Here is a 15,289-nt window from a genome sequence, read left to right on the forward strand (position 1 = left end):
CTCACACACCCACCCCGGCACGCGCCCGCAGCAGAGCGGCGGGAGCGACGTCCTCCAGCGGCAGACCACGGCGGGCGGCGATCTCCTCGGGGCGCTGAAGGCCCTGGAGAGCGGCCACCGTGGCGTGCACGATGTTGATCGGGTTCGACGAACCGAGCGACTTGCTGAGCACGTCGTGGATGCCCGCGCACTCCAGCACGGCGCGCACCGGGCCACCGGCGATCACACCGGTACCGGGGGACGCCGGCTTCAGCAGCACAACACCCGCGGCCTCCTCACCCTGGATCGGGTGCGGAATGGTGCCGGCGATCCGGGGGACCTTGAAGAAGTGCTTCTTGGCCTCCTCCACGCCCTTGGCGATCGCGGCCGGCACCTCCTTGGCCTTGCCGTAACCGACACCCACGGTGCCGTCACCGTCGCCCACCACGACCAGCGCGGTGAAGCTGAAGCGACGACCACCCTTCACAACCTTGGCGACGCGGTTGATCGCGACAACACGCTCGACGTAAGCGGTCTTCTCGGCGGCAGCGCCACCGTCCCGCCGGTCCTTCCGGTCCCGCCGCTCGCCGCCACCGGCGCCGCCACCGCGGCGCTGGGGTCCAGCCATTGGATTTACCTCTCTCGTTTCCGCTTTGCGTTGGAACCGGGGCTCAGAACTTCAGCCCGGCCTCGCGGGCGGCGTCCGCCAGAGCGGCAATCCGCCCGGCGTACTTGTTGCCACCACGGTCGAACACGACGGCCTCGATGCCCGCGGCCTTCGCCCGCTCGGCGACCAGCGCGCCGACCTGCTGCGCCTGGGCGCTCTTGTCGCCCTCGGCCGCCCGGATGGCGCTGTCCAGCGTCGACGCCGAGGCCAGCGTGTGGCCCGCGATGTCGTCGATGACCTGCGCCACCATGTGACGGTTGGACCGCGTCACCACGAGGCGAGGACGGACCGGCGTGCCGGAGACCCGCTTGCGGACGCGGATGTGACGCCGCTTGACGGCAGCCGCCTTACGGGCGTTGCCCTTGGCGATCTTCACACCGTATGCCATGGCTTACTTACCAGCCTTTCCGACCTTGCGGCGGATGACCTCGCCCGCGTACTTCACGCCCTTGGCCTTGTACGGGTCGGGCTTGCGCAGCTTGCGGATGTTCGCGGCGACCTCGCCGACCTTCTGCTTGTCGATGCCCTCGACGCTCAGCTTGGTCGGGGACTCCACCTTGAAGGTGATGCCCTCGGGGGCCTCGACCAGGATCGGGTGGCTGTAGCCCAGGGCGAACTCCAGGTTGGAGCCCTTGGCCTGGACGCGGTAACCCACACCGCTGATCTCGAGCGCCTTGCTGTAGCCCTGGGTCACGCCGGTGATCATGTTCGCCACCAGCGTGCGGGACAGGCCGTGCAGGGCCTTGTTCTGACGCTCGTCGTTGGGGCGGGTGACAACGAGAGTGTTGTCCTCACCCTTGGCGACATCGATCGGCGCGGCGACGGTGTGCGAGAGAGAACCCTTGGGGCCCTTCACGGCGACCGTGCGGCCATCGATGGTGACGTCCACACCAGCGGGAACCTGGATGGGCAGCTTGCCAATGCGCGACATGTGCTTCCTCCGTTCCCTGGTTACCAGACGTAGGCGAGGACTTCCCCACCCACGCCCTTCTTGCCGGCCTGCTTGTCGGTGAGGAGCCCGTGCGACGTGGAGATGATCGCCACGCCCAGGCCGCCGAGCACCTTCGGCAGGTTGGTGGACTTTGCGTAGACCCGCAGGCCCGGCTTCGAAATCCGCTTGATGCCGGCGATCGAGCGCTCGCGGTTCGGGCCGAACTTCAGCTCGAGGGTGAGGTTCTTGCCGACCTCGGCGTCCTCGACCTTCCAGCCCGTGATGTAGCCCTCCTGCTGGAGGATCTCCGCGATATGCGACTTGATCTTGCTGTGCGGCATCACGACGGAGTCGTGGTACGCCGAGTTCGCGTTTCGCAGACGCGTCAGCATGTCTGCGATCGGATCGGTCATGGTCATGATGGCCTTCGGCCTCTCTCGCCGGGGTTTCCTGTATGCGCCATCCCTCTCACCCGCTCAAAGGCGGGCACGGGTGCGGCGCGGGGACCTACGGCGTAGTAAGGATTCTGGGCGGCGAGCGCCCAACCGTTCCACTCTACGGGAGTGGACGGGCGGGGCTCGCCATCCATTTGCTTACCGAGAGTCCGGTATCAACCCGTAAGGGTCGATTACCAGGAACTCTTGGTCACGCCCGGCAGCTCGCCACGGTGAGCCATCTCACGAAGGCACACGCGGCACAGGCCGAACTTGCGGTAGACGGAGTGCGGACGTCCGCAACGCTGGCAGCGCGTGTAACCACGCACGCCGAACTTGGGCTTGCGGGCGGCCTTGGCAATGAGAGCCTTCTTCGCCACGGCTCACGCCTCCTTGAACGGGAAGCCGAGGTGACGCAGCAGGGCGCGGCCCTCGTCGTCGTTGGTCGCCGTGGTCACCACGGTGATGTCCATACCCCGGACGCGGTCGATCTTGTCCTGGTCGATCTCGTGGAACATGACCTGCTCCGTGAGACCGAAGGTGTAGTTGCCCCGGCCGTCGAACTGCTTCGGCGACAGACCGCGGAAGTCGCGGATGCGCGGCAGCGCGAGCGACACCAGACGGTCCAGGAACTCCCACATGCGGTCACCGCGGAGGGTGACGTGGGCGCCGATCGGCTGGCCCTCACGCAGCTTGAACTGCGCGATGGACTTACGGGCCTTGGTGACGGCGGGCTTCTGACCGGTGATCGTGGAGAGGTCGCGGATGGCGCCCTCGATCAGCTTGGAGTCGCGGGCGGCGTCGCCCACACCCATGTTGACCACGACCTTGGTCAGCCCCGGGATCTGCATGACGTTCTCGTAGGAGAACTGCTCCTGCAGCTTGCCCTGGATCTCTTCGCGGTAGCGCGCCTTGAGGCGCGGTGCAGTGGTGGTGGCAGTCATCAGATGTCCTCACCGGTCCGCTTGGCAACGCGGATCTTGTTGCCCTCGTCGTCGAAGCGGTATCCGACGCGGGTGACGACCTTGTTGCCGTCCTTCTCCACCACGAGCTGAACGTTGCTCACGTGGATCGGGGCTTCGGTCGTCACGATGCCGCCGGTCTTCGAACCACGAGCGGTCTGTCCGGCCTTGGTGTGCTTCTTGACCCGGTTGACACCCTCGACCAGGACCCGGTCCTCGCGCGGGAAGGCCGCGATGACCTTGCCCTGCTTGCCCTTGTCCTTACCGGTGATGACCTGGACCAGGTCGCCCTTCTTGATCTTCATCGGTTACAGCACCTCCGGCGCGAGCGAGATGATCTTCATGAACTTCTTCTCGCGCAGCTCACGGCCCACCGGGCCGAAGATACGGGTGCCGCGGGGGTCGCCATCGTTCTTGAGGATGACGGCCGCGTTCTCGTCGAAGCGGATGTACGAACCGTCCGGGCGGCGGCGCTCCTTGACGGTGCGCACGATGACCGCCTTGACGACGTCACCCTTCTTCACGTTGCCACCGGGGATCGCGTCCTTGACGGTGGCGACGATGACGTCACCGATGCCCGCGTAGCGGCGACCGGAGCCACCGAGAACACGGATGCAAAGGATTTCCTTCGCGCCCGTGTTGTCGGCGACGCGCAGTCGCGACTCCTGCTGGATCACGTCTATCTCCTGATCGTCTGCCGGTTCCCGGCGGGGGCTGGATATCTCCAGCCCCTGCCGAGCCTGGCGGAACTGTCCTGCGGACTATTGCCCGCAGGAATTACTTAGCCTTCTCGAGGATCTCGACGACGCGCCAGCGCTTGGTCGCGGACAGCGGCCGGGTCTCCATCAGGAGGACACGGTCGCCGACACCCGCGGCGTTCTGCTCGTCGTGCGCCTTGAGCTTGTTCGTACGGCGGATGACCTTGCCGTACAGCGCGTGCTTGACGCGGTCCTCGACGGCGACGACGACGGTCTTGTCCATCTTGTCGCTGACGACCAGACCCTCACGGGTCTTGCGGAAGCCGCGGTTCTGCGTTGCGTTCTCAGTCACATTCGTCTCGCTCATCAGGCGCTCTCCACCGTCTCGATGCCGAGCTCGCGCTCCCGCATCAGGGTGTAGATCCGGGCGATGTCCTTGCGGACGGCCTTCAGCCGGCCGTGGTTCTCAAGCTGTCCGGTCGCCGCCTGGAAGCGGAGGTTGAACAGCTCTTCCTTGGCCTCACGGAGCTTGCCAACGAGGTCCTCGTTGTTCAGCTCACGCAGCTCGGACGCCTTGGTACCGGCCGCCATCACGACTCACCTGCCTCGCGCCGCACGATCCGGCACTTCATCGGGAGCTTGTGAGCAGCGCGGGTGAGCGCCTCACGCGCAGTCTTCTCGTTCGGGAAGGACAGCTCGAACATCACCCGGCCGGGCTTGACGTTCGCGACCCACCACTCCGGCGAACCCTTACCGGAACCCATGCGGGTCTCGGCAGGCTTCTTCGTCAGCGGACGGTCCGGGTAGATGTTGATCCAGACCTTGCCGCCACGCTTGATGTGGCGGGTCATCGCGATACGAGCGGCCTCGATCTGCCGGTTGGTGACGTACGCCGGGGTGACGGCCTGGATGCCGTACTCGCCGAACGCCAGCTCCGTGCCGCCCTTGGCCATGCCGGACCGCTTGGGGTGGTGCTGCTTGCGGTGCTTGACCCTGCGAGGGATCAGCATGTCGGTCAGGCCTCCGTTCCGGTGCTCTCAGCAGCCGGAGCGGCGGTGGCCTCGGCCTTGGGGGCCTCGGCGGGGGCGCTCTGCTGCTGCTGCGGCTTACGGCCACGGCCACCGCGCTCGCCACCACGGCGCTGCGGGCGGTCGCTGCCACCGCGCGACGGGCGGTTGCCGGCGCGGGCGGCGGCGTTCTCGGCGCGGACCTCGGCGATGTTCTTCACGTCGCCCTTGTAGATCCACACCTTGACGCCGATGCGGCCGAAGGTGGTCTTGGCCTCGAAGAAGCCGTAGTCGACGTTGGCCCGGAGGGTGTGCAGGGGCACACGGCCCTCGCGGTAGAACTCCGAGCGCGACATCTCGGCGCCGCCGAGACGGCCACCACACTGGATCTTGATGCCCTTGGCACCGGCCTTCATCGAGCTCTGCATCGACTTGCGCATCGCACGACGGAAGGAGACGCGGGAGGAGAGCTGCTCGGCCACGGCCTGGGCCACGAGCTGAGCGTCGACCTCGGGGTTCTTCACCTCGAGGATGTTGAGCTGCACCTGCTTGCCGGTCAGCTTCTCCAGCTCGCCGCGGATACGGTCGGCCTCCGCGCCGCGGCGGCCGATGACGATGCCCGGCCGGGCGGTGTGGATGTCGACGCGGACGCGGTCACGGGTGCGCTCGATCTCCACCTTGGAGATGCCCGCGCGCTCCATGCCCTTCGTCATCATCCGGCGGATGGCGACGTCTTCCTTGACGTAGTCCTTGTACAGCTTGTCGGCGTACCAGCGCGACTTGAAGTCGGTGGTGATGCCGAGCCGGAACCCGTGCGGGTTAACCTTCTGGCCCATTACCGGGTTCCTTCCTTGCTGCTGACGACCACGGTGATGTGGCTGGTCCGCTTGCGGATCCGGTAGGCGCGGCCCTGGGCACGCGGACGGAACCGCTTCAGGGTCGGGCCCTCGTCGACGTATGCCTCGGAGATGAAGAGGCTGTCGGCGTCGGTGTGGTCGTAGTTGTGCGCGGCGTTGGCGATGGCGCTGTCCAGCACCTTGCCGACCGGCACGCTCGCGGCCTGCGGGGCGAAACGCAGGACCGCCTGAGCCTCCGTGGCACTCATGCCACGGATGAGGTCCACCACGCGGCGGGCCTTCATGGGCGTGACGCGGATGTACCGCGCCTGGGCCCTGGCTTCCATGGTTGTCCCTTCGGTGTCTGTCATGAGTCTCTTCCGCCGATCAGCGACGACGCGACTTACGGTCGTCCTTCTCGTGGCCGCGGAAGGTGCGGGTCGGCGCGAACTCGCCGAGCTTGTGGCCGACCATCGACTCGGTGACGAACACCGGGACGTGCTTGCGGCCGTCGTGCACCGCGATCGTGTGGCCGAGCATGGCCGGGACGATCATCGAGCGGCGGGACCAGGTCTTGATGACGTTCTTGGTGCCGGCTTCGTTCTGGACATCCACCTTCTTGATCAGGTGGTCGTCGACGAAGGGCCCCTTCTTGAGACTGCGCGGCATCTAAACCCGCTCCTAGCGCTTCTTGTTCGTCTTGCGGCGGCGGACGATGTACTTGTTGCTGGCCTTCTTCGGCGAGCGCGTACGGCCCTCCTTCTGACCCCACGGCGAGACCGGGTGGCGACCACCGGAGGTCTTGCCCTCACCACCACCGTGCGGGTGGTCGACGGGGTTCATGACCACACCACGAACGGTCGGGCGGACGCCCTTCCAGCGCATGCGGCCGGCCTTGCCCCAGTTGATGTTCGACTGCTCGGCGTTGCCGACCTCGCCCACAGTGGCGCGGCAGCGGACGTCGACCAGGCGGATCTCACCGGACGGCATGCGGAGGTGGGCCATGGAGCCCTCCTTCGCCAGCAACTGCACGGAGGCACCCGCGGAGCGGGCGAACTTCGCGCCGCCGCCGGGCCGCAGCTCGATGGCGTGGAGCGTGGTACCAACCGGGATGTTGCGCAGCGAGAGGTTGTTACCGGGCTTGATGTCTGCGCCGGGGCCGTTCTCGATCCGGTCGCCCTGCGTCAGGCCGCGCGGCGCGAGGATGTAGCGCTTCTCGCCGTCGGCGTAGTGCAGCAGCGCGATGCGCGCGGTGCGGTTGGGGTCGTATTCGATGTGTGCGACCTTCGCCGGGACGCCGTCCTTGTCGTGACGGCGGAAGTCGATCACGCGGTACGCACGCTTGTGACCGCCACCCTGGTGACGGACCGTGATGCGGCCGGCGTTGTTACGACCACCCTTGCTGTGCAGCGGGCGGACCAGCGACTTCTCCGGCGTGGACCGCGTGATCTCGACGAAGTCGGCGACGCTGGAGCCACGACGGCCCGGGGTCGTCGGCTTGTACTTGCGGATACCCATTTCTCAGTCCTCGGAAGATTCCGGACTTCTGGACGTTCCGATCTCCGTTAGGAGACCGGGCCGCCGAAGATGTCGATACGGTCGCCCTCGGCGAGGGTCACGATGGCGCGCTTGGTGTCCTTGCGCTTGCCGTAGCCGGTGCGGGTGCGCTTGCGCTTGCCCTGCCGGTTGATCGTGTTGACCCCGGTGACCTTGACCGAGAAGACCGCCTCGACGGCCTGCTTGATCTGGGTCTTGTTCGCGCGCGGGTCGACGAGGAACGTGTACTTGTTCTCGTCCAGCAGCGCGTAGCTCTTCTCCGAGACCACCGGCTTGACGAGAATGTCGCGGGGGTCGGTGAAGGTCTTGCTGGTGACAGCGGTCGCCTCACTCATCAGGCGGCGCTCCCTTCGGTCTTCTCAGCGGCCTTGGGACCAGCCACGAAGGACTCGAAGGCGGCCTTGGTGAAGACCACGTCGTCGGAGACGAGCACGTCGTACGTGTTGAGCTGGCCCGGCTCCAGGATGTGCACCTGGGGCAGGTTGCGGGCGGACAGCCACGCGGCCTCGTCGCTCCGCTCGGCGATCAGGAGCAGGTTCTTGCGCTCGCTGATCTTGCCCAGCAGGGTCTTCGCGGCCTTGGTGGAGATGTCGCCGTCGACCACGCCGGTCACGACGTGGATCCGCTCGTGGCGCGCCCGGTCGGAGAGGGCACCGCGCAGCGCGGCGGCCTTCATCTTCTTCGGGGTGCGCTGGCTGTAGTCGCGCGGCACGGGACCGTGCACGACGCCACCGCCGGCGAACTGCGGCGCGCGGGTCGAGCCCTGGCGCGCGCGGCCGGTGCCCTTCTGTCGGTAGGGCTTCTTGCCACCGCCCCGGACCTCACCGCGGGTCTTGGTCTTGTGCGTGCCCTGACGGGCAGCGGCCAACTGGGCGACGACGACCTGGTGGATCAGCGGAACGCTGACCTGCGCGTCGAAGATCTCCGCGGGGAGCTCGACGGTCCCGGCCTTGTCGCCTGCCGGCGAAAGGATGTCAATGGTGCTCATCGGTTACCTCAGGCCCCCTTGGCCGCGGTACGGACCAGGACGAGGCCGCCGTTCGGACCAGGAACCGCTCCCTTGATCAGGAGCAGGCCCTTCTCCGCGTCAACGGCGTGGACGGTCAGGTTCTGGGTGGTGACCCGCTCATTGCCCATGCGGCCGGCCATGCGCAGGCCCTTGAACACGCGGCCCGGGGTGGCGCAGCCACCGATGGAGCCCGGCGAGCGGTGCTTGCGCTGGGTGCCGTGGCCGGCGCCGAGGCCGCCGAAGCCGTGGCGCTTCATGACACCGGCGGTGCCCTTGCCCTTGCTGGTGCCGGTCACGTCGACCTTGACACCGGACTCGAACACCTCGGCCGTGACTTCCTGGCCGAGCGTGTACTCACCGGCGTCGGTGGTACGCAGCTCCACCAGGTGGCGGCGCGGGGTCACATCGGCCTTGGCGAAGTGGCCCTTGAGGGGCTTGTTCACCTTGCGCGGGTCGATCTCGCCGAAGGCGATCTGGACGGCGCTGTAGCCGTCCGCGTCATCGGTACGGACCTGGGTCACGACGCACGGACCGGCCTTGACGACGGTGACCGGGACGACACGGTTGTTCTCGTCCCACACCTGCGTCATGCCGAGCTTCTCGCCCAGGACGCCCTTGATCTGCTTAGCCATCTCGCGCGTCACCTCAGAGCTTGATCTCGATGTCGACGCCCGCCGGCAGGTCGAGACGCATCAGCGAGTCGACGGTCTTCGGCGTGGGGTCGAGGATGTCGATGAGGCGCTTGTGCGTACGCATCTCGAAGTGCTCGCGCGAGTCCTTGTACTTGTGCGGCGACTTGATGACGCAGTACACGTTCTTCTCTGTGGGCAGCGGCACCGGGCCCGCGACCGACGCACCAGTGCGGGTCACCGTCTCGACGATCTTCTTCGCCGAGGAGTCGATGACCTCGTGGTCGTAGGCCTTGAGCCGGATGCGGATCTTCTGTCCCGCCATGGCTACTTCGTAGTCCTGTCTCTCGTAACGCTCTGGGACCCGGTGGCGTTCGCGTCCCTCTCCACCTCACTTCCGACCCACGCGGTCGGGCGTGTCGCAGTCCTTCTCATAAATCTCCATGCGGAGATCCCTGGTGAAGGGGGTTGCTGGGGGAGAAAGTCACCCACCGGGCGCCTGGCTGGGGCCCCGCTGACGCTTCCCGGAAGATTCCCGTACTTCCGCCCCTGATCAGGGGCGACGAGTACCGTGGGACTCGCTTCCAGTCCTCCCGGCGAGAGGCGCGCAGCATCGGCACTCAACCGAGCAACCTGGCTAGTGTGCCATAGCGGGCACCACCGACGCCAATCAGGAAGCGGGGAAGCATACCCCCTACGAGTGAGCCCGCAAACCCGCGGCGATCAGCCCCGCGGCCCCCTCGCCCGTCGACGGCGCCGAAGGCGCGAGACCAAACCCACACCGCACCACCGGCAGGACGATGTGTCCGGACTGTGACCGATACCTCCCGGCCATCGGACAACCTGTCAAGATCATTGCCCGTCCTTTCACTCGGAGCAGCCGGAGACTACGCGCTGCCGAAGTGACAGGGTCACCAAATTGAACAGTCGATGGACAGTGCGGGGAACGGGCACCACCCGCAGGCAGACGCTGGCCGCGCTGGCGGCACTCACCGCGGCCGGGGCGGCCGGGGTCGCCGGTTGCGGTGGTGGTGGAGGCTCGCGGGGTACGGCATCCGTGCCCGCCGAGCCCGCGCGGGGCGGTGCGCCCGGGGCGGCGGAGCCCTTCACCTCGACGGTGGGCGACAAGCAGGCGCTGCTGCTTCAGGTCATGGCGCACCCCGACGACGATCTGTACTTCATGAACCCGGACGCCGAGCAGGTGCTGCGCTCCGGCGTCCCGGTGGTGTGCGTGTACGTCACGGCCGGTGAGGCGCGGGGGATCAACCACCAGGCGGGGACGCCGATCCCGCCCGTCGACAAGGCCGCCTACTCCGCCTCCCGCCATCAGGGGCTGCGGCAGGCGTACGCGCGGATGGCCGGGCTGAACCAGTTCGCGCCCTGGCAGCGGTCGGTGCTGCGGCTGCCCGGCGGGGTCACCGCGGAGACCAACACCCTCGCCAACGGCACCCGCAGGGTCCGGCTGATCTTCCTCAACATCGCGATGCTGTCGGAGGGCGGCGTACGGATCCCCGCGCTCTGGAACACCCCGGGCGCCGTGATGAGCACCCTCCTGGCCACCGGCTCCCCCGTGCCGCACCGGAGTTCGTACGGCCATCAGACGCTGGTCGACGTGCTCGCCGAGATCATGGACCGCTATCGGCCGACGCTGATCCACACGCTGGACCCGGACCCCGACTTCCAGGTGCACGACGCGCTGCACCCCAAGGACAACGATCAGCCGGGGTGCTCGGACCACCGCGACCACACCCCGGTCGCGCTGTTCACCTGGAAGGCGATCACCCAGTGGGTGGCCACGTCCGCCCAGCGGGACAAGCACGCCCCCCGCTTCGCCACCACCGCGTTCCGCGGCTACTACAACCAGCGCTGGCCGCACAACCTGCCGCCCGCGGTGCTCGCCCGGAAGGCTCGGGTGATCAAGTCCTACGGCGGCGCCCCGGACTGGGACTGCGGCAACGCGGCCGGCTGCGGCGACTACAGCCAGGGCGGTGTGCGCCCGCTGCTGAACCGCAAGGGCTGGATCCGCTCCACCCACTACCGCTACCCCACCGCCCTGCCCGCCCCCACCACCGACGCCCGGGGCCGGCTCGTGGCGTACGGCGTGCTCGGCGCCCAGGCCGTGCGGTGGCGCGAGACGGCGCCCGGCAGCGGGCGGTTCGGAGTGCCGCTGGCGCTCGGCGGCGGACCGCTCGCCCCGGCGCTCGCCGCGGTGCGGGACAGCGAGGGGCGGCAGGTGCTGTTCGCCCTGCGGTTCGCGGCGCTGGGCGGCCAGGGCGCGGCCGGCCTGCGCGAGATCGTGGTGCTGGAACAGCGCCGCCCGGACGGCCCGTTCCGCGCCTGGACCGGACTCGGCACCCCCGAGACCAGCAGCGAACACGGCCGCCGGGTCGGCTGCCCGGCGGCGGTCGCCACCCCCGACGGCCGGGTCCATCTCTTCGTACGGACCGCGGACAAGGGCCTGGCCACCCGCGTACGGGACGCGAGCGGCCACTGGAGTCCCTGGCAGCGGCTCGGCGGCGACGAGGTCCAGGACGGGCTGACCGCGCTGCTGGACGCGGAGGGGCGGGTCCATGTCCTCGCCTCCGGCCGCGACACCGTCCACCACTGGGCCCAGGAGTGGGCCGGTGGCCCGGTCGCCCTGCGCCCGCCGGCCGGTCTGCCGCGCCCCGGCGGGGATCCGCCGGCCGCCGCGGTGGCACCCGACGGCTCGCTCGCGCTGGTCTACCGCACCCCCGCGGCCACCGTGCCCGCCGTCCACGGCGCCACCTCCCTCACCGTGCGGCACTTCGAGGGCTACGGGGCGATCTCCGCGCACACCGTGGCCGAACCCTCCGGCCGCCGCGGCGCGAAGACGCTGCTGCTGGTCGGTCGCGACCTGGGCGGGGAGGTCCAGGTCCAGTACGGCACCGGCCCGGACGCCAGACCCCTGCGCTCCCCCGGCCACCTGATCCCGGTCGGCGCCCCGGCACTGCTGGCGGGGGACGGCCGCCAGGGCGTCTGCGTGGTGGGCATGGCCCCGGACGCCACCCCGTGGATCTGGCGCCCACACCCCACGAAACGGGCCTGACGGCCCGGCTCACCACCGGGTGTGGCGGGGCCGGGGACACCGTCCCCGGCCCCGCCCGGCCCACGCCCCCGTGGCGCCCTCGTGGCGGCGCGCCTGGTGCGGCGGACCTGGTACGGCGGACCTGGTACGGCGGACCTGGTACGGCGCCTCCGGGCGGCGTGCCTGGTGCCGCGCGCTCCTGGCCAACTCCCCGTACGGCACCTCCCAGGCCGCCCGCCTGGCATCGCACACCCATGGCCATGCCCTGCTGCGGCGCTCCCCTGGGCGGCATCCCCGATCCGTGTCCGGCCCGTGCCCCCGGGCGGCATCCGGGCGGCGCGGGATCGGCCCCAGCCTCCGGCCAGGGGCGTCGCCACGGGCCTGGCGACGTGGCCCGGCCGCGTCCCCTGCCCCGCGCCGGATTCGCGTTCGCCGTGCGGTTTCGCCGATGGGCGTATGACATGGGCGGGCCCCACCCGCCGTCTGTGGGCTGGGTGGGGCCCGGTCATCTCCCGCCCCGGGCGGGGGCGTTCCGGTGGGCGCTCAGCGGCGGGCCGCGGTGGCGCGCCGACGGCCGCGGGGGCGCTCGTCGGCCTCGGGCTCCTCGTCGGGGTCCTCGGCCTCTTCGGGCTCCTCCTCGTACGCCTCGGGCTCTTCGGACTCGCCCGGCTCCCGGACGGCCTCCGGTTCCTCCTCGTACTCGGCGTCCTCCTCGGCGTCGGCTTCGGGCTCCTCGGCGTCGGCCTCGTACTCCTCCTCCGGCACCTCGTCGTCCTCGTACGCGTCCTCCGCCTCGTCGGCAGATCCGGACCGCGGCTCATCGGCTTCTCCCCCGGCCTCGTCCTCGGTCTTGTCGCGCTCTTCCTCCTCCACGGCCGTCTCGTGGTCCCGCACGACCTCGCCGTCCCGGATCTCGCCGCGCCAGCCATCCGTGGCCTCGCCGCGCATCATGATGAACTTGCGGTAGAGCTTCAGATCGAGGCGCGCCCGTCGGCCCTGGGCCCGCCAGATGTTGCCGGTCTTCTCGAAGAGTCCCTTGGGGAAGTACTCCAGGACCAGCAGCACCCGGGTGAGGTTGTCGCCGAGCGGATGAAAGGTGACGACGCCCTTGACGGTGCCCTTCGCACCCTCGGTGGTCCAGGTGATCCGCTCGTCCGGCACCTGCTCGGTGACGTTCGCCCGCCAGCTACGGGTGGACTTGGCGACCTTCACCTTCCAGTTGCTGCTGGTGTCGTCGGCCTTCTCGACGCTGACGACCCCCTTGGCGAAGGTGCTGAACTCCTGGAACTGGGTCCACTGGTCGTACGCCTCGCGGACCGGCACCCCGACGTCGATGTCCTCGACGACCGTCACGCTCTTCGACTTGCCGCCTCCGCTCTTGCCCCGGCCCTTGCCGAAGACGCCCTTGACCTTCTCCTTCAGCGACTCCTTGAGTGAATCCTTGAGCTGGGACGAGCCCGCCTTCATCAGCGCCTGCCCCGGCGACTTGCCCTCGGCGAGGGACTGCGCGCCCTTGGCGAGGCCGGTGCCGAGGCCGGAGATCGCATGCGTCGCCCGCGCCTGGACGTAGTTGCGCAGCTCGTCCTTGAGCCGGTCGGTGGCCGGGTTCCTGACGATGTCGTCCTTGAGCTTGCCCAGCGTGTCAGCCATTGCGGCCCCCCGCGGTCCTGGCGGTCTTCTCGGCCCGGGCGGCACCGGAGGCGGCGGTCTTCCTCGCCGGGCGGGCCGGAGCCTTGGCCGCCGCCTTGCGGGGAGACTTCGGCGGCTTCGGCTTCCGCGTGGGCTCGGATTCCGCGTCAGCCGTCTGGGCGGGATCCTCCTCCTCGTCCCGCCCCTCCTCGCTCTCACCGCGCAGCAACGCCGTGCGCTCATGCAGCGAATCGGCGAGGCCGCCCACCCGGTCGGACACGGCCTTGGTCGCGGCCTGCCGGGTGGCGTCGACGAGTTCCTGGCGCACCTGTCCGTTGAGGCCGCTCAGCAGCGGCATCCCGGCGAGGGACTTCTTCAACTGCTGCGGATCGAGCGTGATCTTCTTACCGGCCAGCAACATGCCCAGCCCGAAGGCGAGTTTCGCCTTCTTGGTGCGCCCGAGGAGGTAGCCTCCCACGATCGCGACCGTGATCTTGCCATTTGTCATCATCTGTTCGCTCCCGAAGTCGAACGCGGCTTCGATGTGGACGGCCGGGTACCCACATACGAAAGAGCCCCACCCGCCAGTGGCGAATGGGGCTCTTTGCTCCGGGGAGCGTCAGGTCACTTGTTGATCTTGGTGACCTGGCCGGCGCCGACGGTCCGGCCACCCTCACGGATGGCGAACTTCAGGCCCTCCTCCATGGCGACCGGCTGGATGAGCTGGACCGACATCTCGGTGTTGTCGCCCGGCATGACCATCTCGGTGCCCTCGGGGAGGGTCACAACGCCCGTCACGTCCGTGGTACGGAAGTAGAACTGCGGACGGTAGTTGTTGAAGAACGGCGTGTGGCGGCCACCCTCGTCCTTGGACAGGATGTACGCCTGGGCCTCGAACTCGGTGTGCGGAGTGACCGAACCCGGCTTGATGATGACCTGGCCGCGCTCGACGTCCTCGCGCTTGATGCCGCGGAGCAGCAGACCGACGTTCTCACCGGCCTGGCCCTCGTCGAGCAGCTTGCGGAACATCTCGATACCGGTGACGGTGGTCGAGGTCTTCTCCTGCTTGATGCCGATGATGTCGACGTTCTCGTTGACCTTCAGCACACCGCGCTCGATACGGCCGGTGACGACCGTACCGCGACCGGTGATGGTGAAGACGTCCTCGATCGGCATCAGGAACGGCTTGTCGACGTCGCGCTCGGGCTGCGGGATCGACTCGTCGACGGCCTTCATCAGGTCGAGGACGGACTTGCCCCACTCGGCGTCACCCTCGAGCGCCTTGAGCGCCGAGACCTTGACGACCGGAACGTCGTCGCCCGGGAACTCGTACTCGGAGAGCAGCTCGCGGACCTCGAGCTCGACGAGCTCCAGGATCTCCTCGTCGTCCACCATGTCGGCCTTGTTCAGGGCGACAACGATGTACGGCACGCCGACCTGGCGGGCCAGGAGCACGTGCTCCTTGGTCTGCGGCATCGGGCCGTCGGTGGCGGCGACCACGAGGATGGCGCCATCCATCTGCGCGGCACCGGTGATCATGTTCTTGATGTAGTCCGCGTGACCGGGGCAGTCAACGTGCGCGTAGTGACGCGACTCGGTCTGGTACTCGACGTGCGCGATGGAGATCGTAATACCGCGCTGGCGCTCCTCAGGAGCCTTGTCGATCTGGTCGAAGGCCGAGGCCTCGTTCAGGTCCGGGTACGCGTCGTGCAGCACCTTGGTGATCGCAGCGGTAAGCGTGGTCTTACCGTGGTCGATGTGACCGATGGTGCCGATGTTGACGTGCGGCTTAGTCCGCTCGAACTTCGCCTTCGCCACTGGGGTCCTCCTGTGGAGTGGTTCTGTAACGCATCCACGCTTTGCGGATGGGTTCAGGTTTTCTTACCGAACCGGCCAGGACCCCGA

General features: G+C 68.6%; 23 protein-coding genes. 1 reads left to right on the plus strand and 22 read right to left on the minus strand.

Features of this window, described 5'->3' with window-relative positions; translation table 11 throughout:
• Position 1: 1 nt before the first annotated feature.
• The 19 genes from rpsE to rpsJ all read right to left on the minus strand — a co-directional run bounded on the left by rpsE (position 2) and on the right by rpsJ (position 9,034).
• The gene (gene rpsE, locus ACK1X7_RS23005) at positions 2 to 607 is read right to left on the minus strand and encodes a 30S ribosomal protein S5 (protein ID WP_030835127.1); all 606 of its coding nucleotides are present in this window, start codon (positions 605 to 607) and stop codon (positions 2 to 4) included.
• A gap of 43 nt (positions 608 to 650) precedes the next feature.
• A complete protein-coding gene (gene rplR, locus ACK1X7_RS23010) occupies positions 651 to 1,034 on the minus strand; it encodes a 50S ribosomal protein L18 (protein ID WP_059148968.1) in 384 nt (127 codons plus the stop codon).
• Positions 1,035 to 1,037: 3 nt separating this feature from the next.
• Positions 1,038 to 1,577: a 50S ribosomal protein L6 gene (gene rplF / locus ACK1X7_RS23015; protein WP_351896460.1), complete on the minus strand. Its 540-nt coding sequence runs from the start codon at positions 1,575 to 1,577 to the stop codon at positions 1,038 to 1,040.
• 20 nt (positions 1,578 to 1,597) lie between these two features.
• On the minus strand, positions 1,598 to 1,996 hold the full coding sequence (gene rpsH, locus ACK1X7_RS23020) for a 30S ribosomal protein S8 (protein ID WP_055556099.1): 399 nt from the start codon (positions 1,994 to 1,996) through the stop codon (positions 1,598 to 1,600).
• A 209-nt stretch (positions 1,997 to 2,205) separates the two neighbouring features.
• Positions 2,206 to 2,391, minus strand: a complete 186-nt coding sequence (locus ACK1X7_RS23025; RefSeq protein WP_003948630.1) for a type Z 30S ribosomal protein S14 — start codon at positions 2,389 to 2,391, stop codon at positions 2,206 to 2,208.
• 3 nt (positions 2,392 to 2,394) lie between these two features.
• Positions 2,395 to 2,955: a 50S ribosomal protein L5 gene (gene rplE, locus ACK1X7_RS23030; protein WP_014054174.1), complete on the minus strand. Its 561-nt coding sequence runs from the start codon at positions 2,953 to 2,955 to the stop codon at positions 2,395 to 2,397.
• Positions 2,955 to 3,278, minus strand: coding sequence for a 50S ribosomal protein L24 (gene rplX, locus ACK1X7_RS23035; protein WP_014054173.1), 324 nt, complete (start codon positions 3,276 to 3,278; stop codon positions 2,955 to 2,957). The genes rplE and rplX overlap by 1 nt, the downstream gene beginning before the upstream one ends.
• Before the next feature lie 3 nt (positions 3,279 to 3,281).
• Complete coding sequence (gene rplN, locus ACK1X7_RS23040) at positions 3,282 to 3,650, minus strand: 50S ribosomal protein L14 (RefSeq protein ID WP_003998823.1); 369 nt, start codon at positions 3,648 to 3,650, stop codon at positions 3,282 to 3,284.
• A 100-nt stretch (positions 3,651 to 3,750) separates the two neighbouring features.
• On the minus strand, positions 3,751 to 4,038 hold the full coding sequence (gene rpsQ / locus ACK1X7_RS23045; protein WP_014054172.1) for a 30S ribosomal protein S17: 288 nt from the start codon (positions 4,036 to 4,038) through the stop codon (positions 3,751 to 3,753).
• Positions 4,038 to 4,262 carry a 50S ribosomal protein L29 gene (gene rpmC / locus ACK1X7_RS23050; RefSeq protein WP_009715874.1) on the minus strand — a complete coding sequence of 75 codons (225 nt, stop codon included), beginning with the start codon at positions 4,260 to 4,262 and terminating at the stop codon, positions 4,038 to 4,040. The genes rpsQ and rpmC overlap by 1 nt, the downstream gene beginning before the upstream one ends.
• Positions 4,262 to 4,681: a 50S ribosomal protein L16 gene (gene rplP, locus ACK1X7_RS23055; protein WP_014054170.1), complete on the minus strand. Its 420-nt coding sequence runs from the start codon at positions 4,679 to 4,681 to the stop codon at positions 4,262 to 4,264. Before rplP ends, rpmC begins: the two co-directional genes overlap by 1 nt.
• A gap of 5 nt (positions 4,682 to 4,686) precedes the next feature.
• Positions 4,687 to 5,514, minus strand: coding sequence for a 30S ribosomal protein S3 (rpsC, locus tag ACK1X7_RS23060; RefSeq protein WP_014054169.1), 828 nt, complete (start codon positions 5,512 to 5,514; stop codon positions 4,687 to 4,689).
• Positions 5,514 to 5,861, minus strand: coding sequence for a 50S ribosomal protein L22 (gene rplV, locus ACK1X7_RS23065; protein WP_059148970.1), 348 nt, complete (start codon positions 5,859 to 5,861; stop codon positions 5,514 to 5,516). The genes rpsC and rplV overlap by 1 nt, the downstream gene beginning before the upstream one ends.
• A gap of 40 nt (positions 5,862 to 5,901) precedes the next feature.
• Positions 5,902 to 6,183, minus strand: coding sequence for a 30S ribosomal protein S19 (gene rpsS / locus ACK1X7_RS23070; RefSeq protein WP_014178772.1), 282 nt, complete (start codon positions 6,181 to 6,183; stop codon positions 5,902 to 5,904).
• A gap of 12 nt (positions 6,184 to 6,195) precedes the next feature.
• Positions 6,196 to 7,032, minus strand: a complete 837-nt coding sequence (gene rplB, locus ACK1X7_RS23075) for a 50S ribosomal protein L2 (protein WP_059148971.1) — start codon at positions 7,030 to 7,032, stop codon at positions 6,196 to 6,198.
• 47 nt (positions 7,033 to 7,079) lie between these two features.
• A complete protein-coding gene (gene rplW / locus ACK1X7_RS23080) occupies positions 7,080 to 7,406 on the minus strand; it encodes a 50S ribosomal protein L23 (RefSeq protein WP_216342578.1) in 327 nt (108 codons plus the stop codon).
• Complete coding sequence (gene rplD / locus ACK1X7_RS23085; protein WP_216342577.1) at positions 7,406 to 8,059, minus strand: 50S ribosomal protein L4; 654 nt, start codon at positions 8,057 to 8,059, stop codon at positions 7,406 to 7,408. The genes rplW and rplD overlap by 1 nt, the downstream gene beginning before the upstream one ends.
• Positions 8,060 to 8,067: 8 nt before the next feature.
• Entirely contained in the window at positions 8,068 to 8,712 is a 645-nt protein-coding gene (gene rplC / locus ACK1X7_RS23090; RefSeq protein WP_093470442.1) for a 50S ribosomal protein L3, read from the minus strand.
• A gap of 13 nt (positions 8,713 to 8,725) precedes the next feature.
• Entirely contained in the window at positions 8,726 to 9,034 is a 309-nt protein-coding gene (rpsJ, locus tag ACK1X7_RS23095) for a 30S ribosomal protein S10 (RefSeq protein ID WP_003948644.1), read from the minus strand.
• A gap of 594 nt (positions 9,035 to 9,628) precedes the next feature.
• Here rpsJ and ACK1X7_RS23100 point away from each other — a divergent pair.
• On the plus strand, positions 9,629 to 11,776 hold the full coding sequence (locus ACK1X7_RS23100) for a PIG-L family deacetylase (RefSeq protein ID WP_385138347.1): 2,148 nt from the start codon (positions 9,629 to 9,631) through the stop codon (positions 11,774 to 11,776).
• A gap of 522 nt (positions 11,777 to 12,298) precedes the next feature.
• Here ACK1X7_RS23100 and ACK1X7_RS23105 read toward each other — a convergent pair.
• The 3 genes from ACK1X7_RS23105 to tuf form a co-directional block, all read right to left on the minus strand.
• Positions 12,299 to 13,405 (minus strand): SRPBCC family protein, encoded by a 1,107-nt coding sequence (locus tag ACK1X7_RS23105; protein WP_413115589.1) that lies wholly within the window; start codon positions 13,403 to 13,405, stop codon positions 12,299 to 12,301.
• Positions 13,398 to 13,895, minus strand: coding sequence for a hypothetical protein (locus ACK1X7_RS23110; protein WP_413115590.1), 498 nt, complete (start codon positions 13,893 to 13,895; stop codon positions 13,398 to 13,400). The genes ACK1X7_RS23105 and ACK1X7_RS23110 overlap by 8 nt, the downstream gene beginning before the upstream one ends.
• Positions 13,896 to 14,008: 113 nt before the next feature.
• Entirely contained in the window at positions 14,009 to 15,202 is a 1,194-nt protein-coding gene (gene tuf / locus ACK1X7_RS23115) for an elongation factor Tu (protein WP_037952879.1), read from the minus strand.
• Positions 15,203 to 15,289 lie beyond the last annotated feature (87 nt).

Origin of the sequence: Streptomyces sp. CY-1 (assembly GCF_047218265.1) — a bacterium.
Classification (GTDB): domain Bacteria; phylum Actinomycetota; class Actinomycetes; order Streptomycetales; family Streptomycetaceae; genus Streptomyces; species Streptomyces niphimycinicus.

Coding starts and splice junctions, on each gene's coding strand:
- rplP (WP_014054170.1), bottom strand. CDS start 4,681: ATGCTGATCCCTCGCAGGGTCAAGCACCGCAAGCAGCACCACCCCAAG.
- rplV (WP_059148970.1), bottom strand. CDS start 5,861: ATGGAAGCCAGGGCCCAGGCGCGGTACATCCGCGTCACGCCCATGAAG.
- rplW (WP_216342578.1), bottom strand. CDS start 7,406: ATGAGTGAGGCGACCGCTGTCACCAGCAAGACCTTCACCGACCCCCGC.
- rpsS (WP_014178772.1), bottom strand. CDS start 6,183: ATGCCGCGCAGTCTCAAGAAGGGGCCCTTCGTCGACGACCACCTGATC.
- rplB (WP_059148971.1), bottom strand. CDS start 7,032: ATGGGTATCCGCAAGTACAAGCCGACGACCCCGGGCCGTCGTGGCTCC.
- rplE (WP_014054174.1), bottom strand. CDS start 2,955: ATGACTGCCACCACCACTGCACCGCGCCTCAAGGCGCGCTACCGCGAA.
- rplC (WP_093470442.1), bottom strand. CDS start 8,712: ATGGCTAAGCAGATCAAGGGCGTCCTGGGCGAGAAGCTCGGCATGACG.
- rpsE (WP_030835127.1), bottom strand. CDS start 607: ATGGCTGGACCCCAGCGCCGCGGTGGCGGCGCCGGTGGCGGCGAGCGG.
- rplX (WP_014054173.1), bottom strand. CDS start 3,278: ATGAAGATCAAGAAGGGCGACCTGGTCCAGGTCATCACCGGTAAGGAC.
- rpsJ (WP_003948644.1), bottom strand. CDS start 9,034: ATGGCGGGACAGAAGATCCGCATCCGGCTCAAGGCCTACGACCACGAG.
- ACK1X7_RS23110 (WP_413115590.1), bottom strand. CDS start 13,895: ATGATGACAAATGGCAAGATCACGGTCGCGATCGTGGGAGGCTACCTC.
- rplD (WP_216342577.1), bottom strand. CDS start 8,059: ATGAGCACCATTGACATCCTTTCGCCGGCAGGCGACAAGGCCGGGACC.
- rpsQ (WP_014054172.1), bottom strand. CDS start 4,038: ATGAGCGAGACGAATGTGACTGAGAACGCAACGCAGAACCGCGGCTTC.
- rpsH (WP_055556099.1), bottom strand. CDS start 1,996: ATGACCATGACCGATCCGATCGCAGACATGCTGACGCGTCTGCGAAAC.
- rplF (WP_351896460.1), bottom strand. CDS start 1,577: ATGTCGCGCATTGGCAAGCTGCCCATCCAGGTTCCCGCTGGTGTGGAC.
- ACK1X7_RS23105 (WP_413115589.1), bottom strand. CDS start 13,405: ATGGCTGACACGCTGGGCAAGCTCAAGGACGACATCGTCAGGAACCCG.
- rplR (WP_059148968.1), bottom strand. CDS start 1,034: ATGGCATACGGTGTGAAGATCGCCAAGGGCAACGCCCGTAAGGCGGCT.
- rpsC (WP_014054169.1), bottom strand. CDS start 5,514: ATGGGCCAGAAGGTTAACCCGCACGGGTTCCGGCTCGGCATCACCACC.
- rpmC (WP_009715874.1), bottom strand. CDS start 4,262: ATGGCGGCCGGTACCAAGGCGTCCGAGCTGCGTGAGCTGAACAACGAG.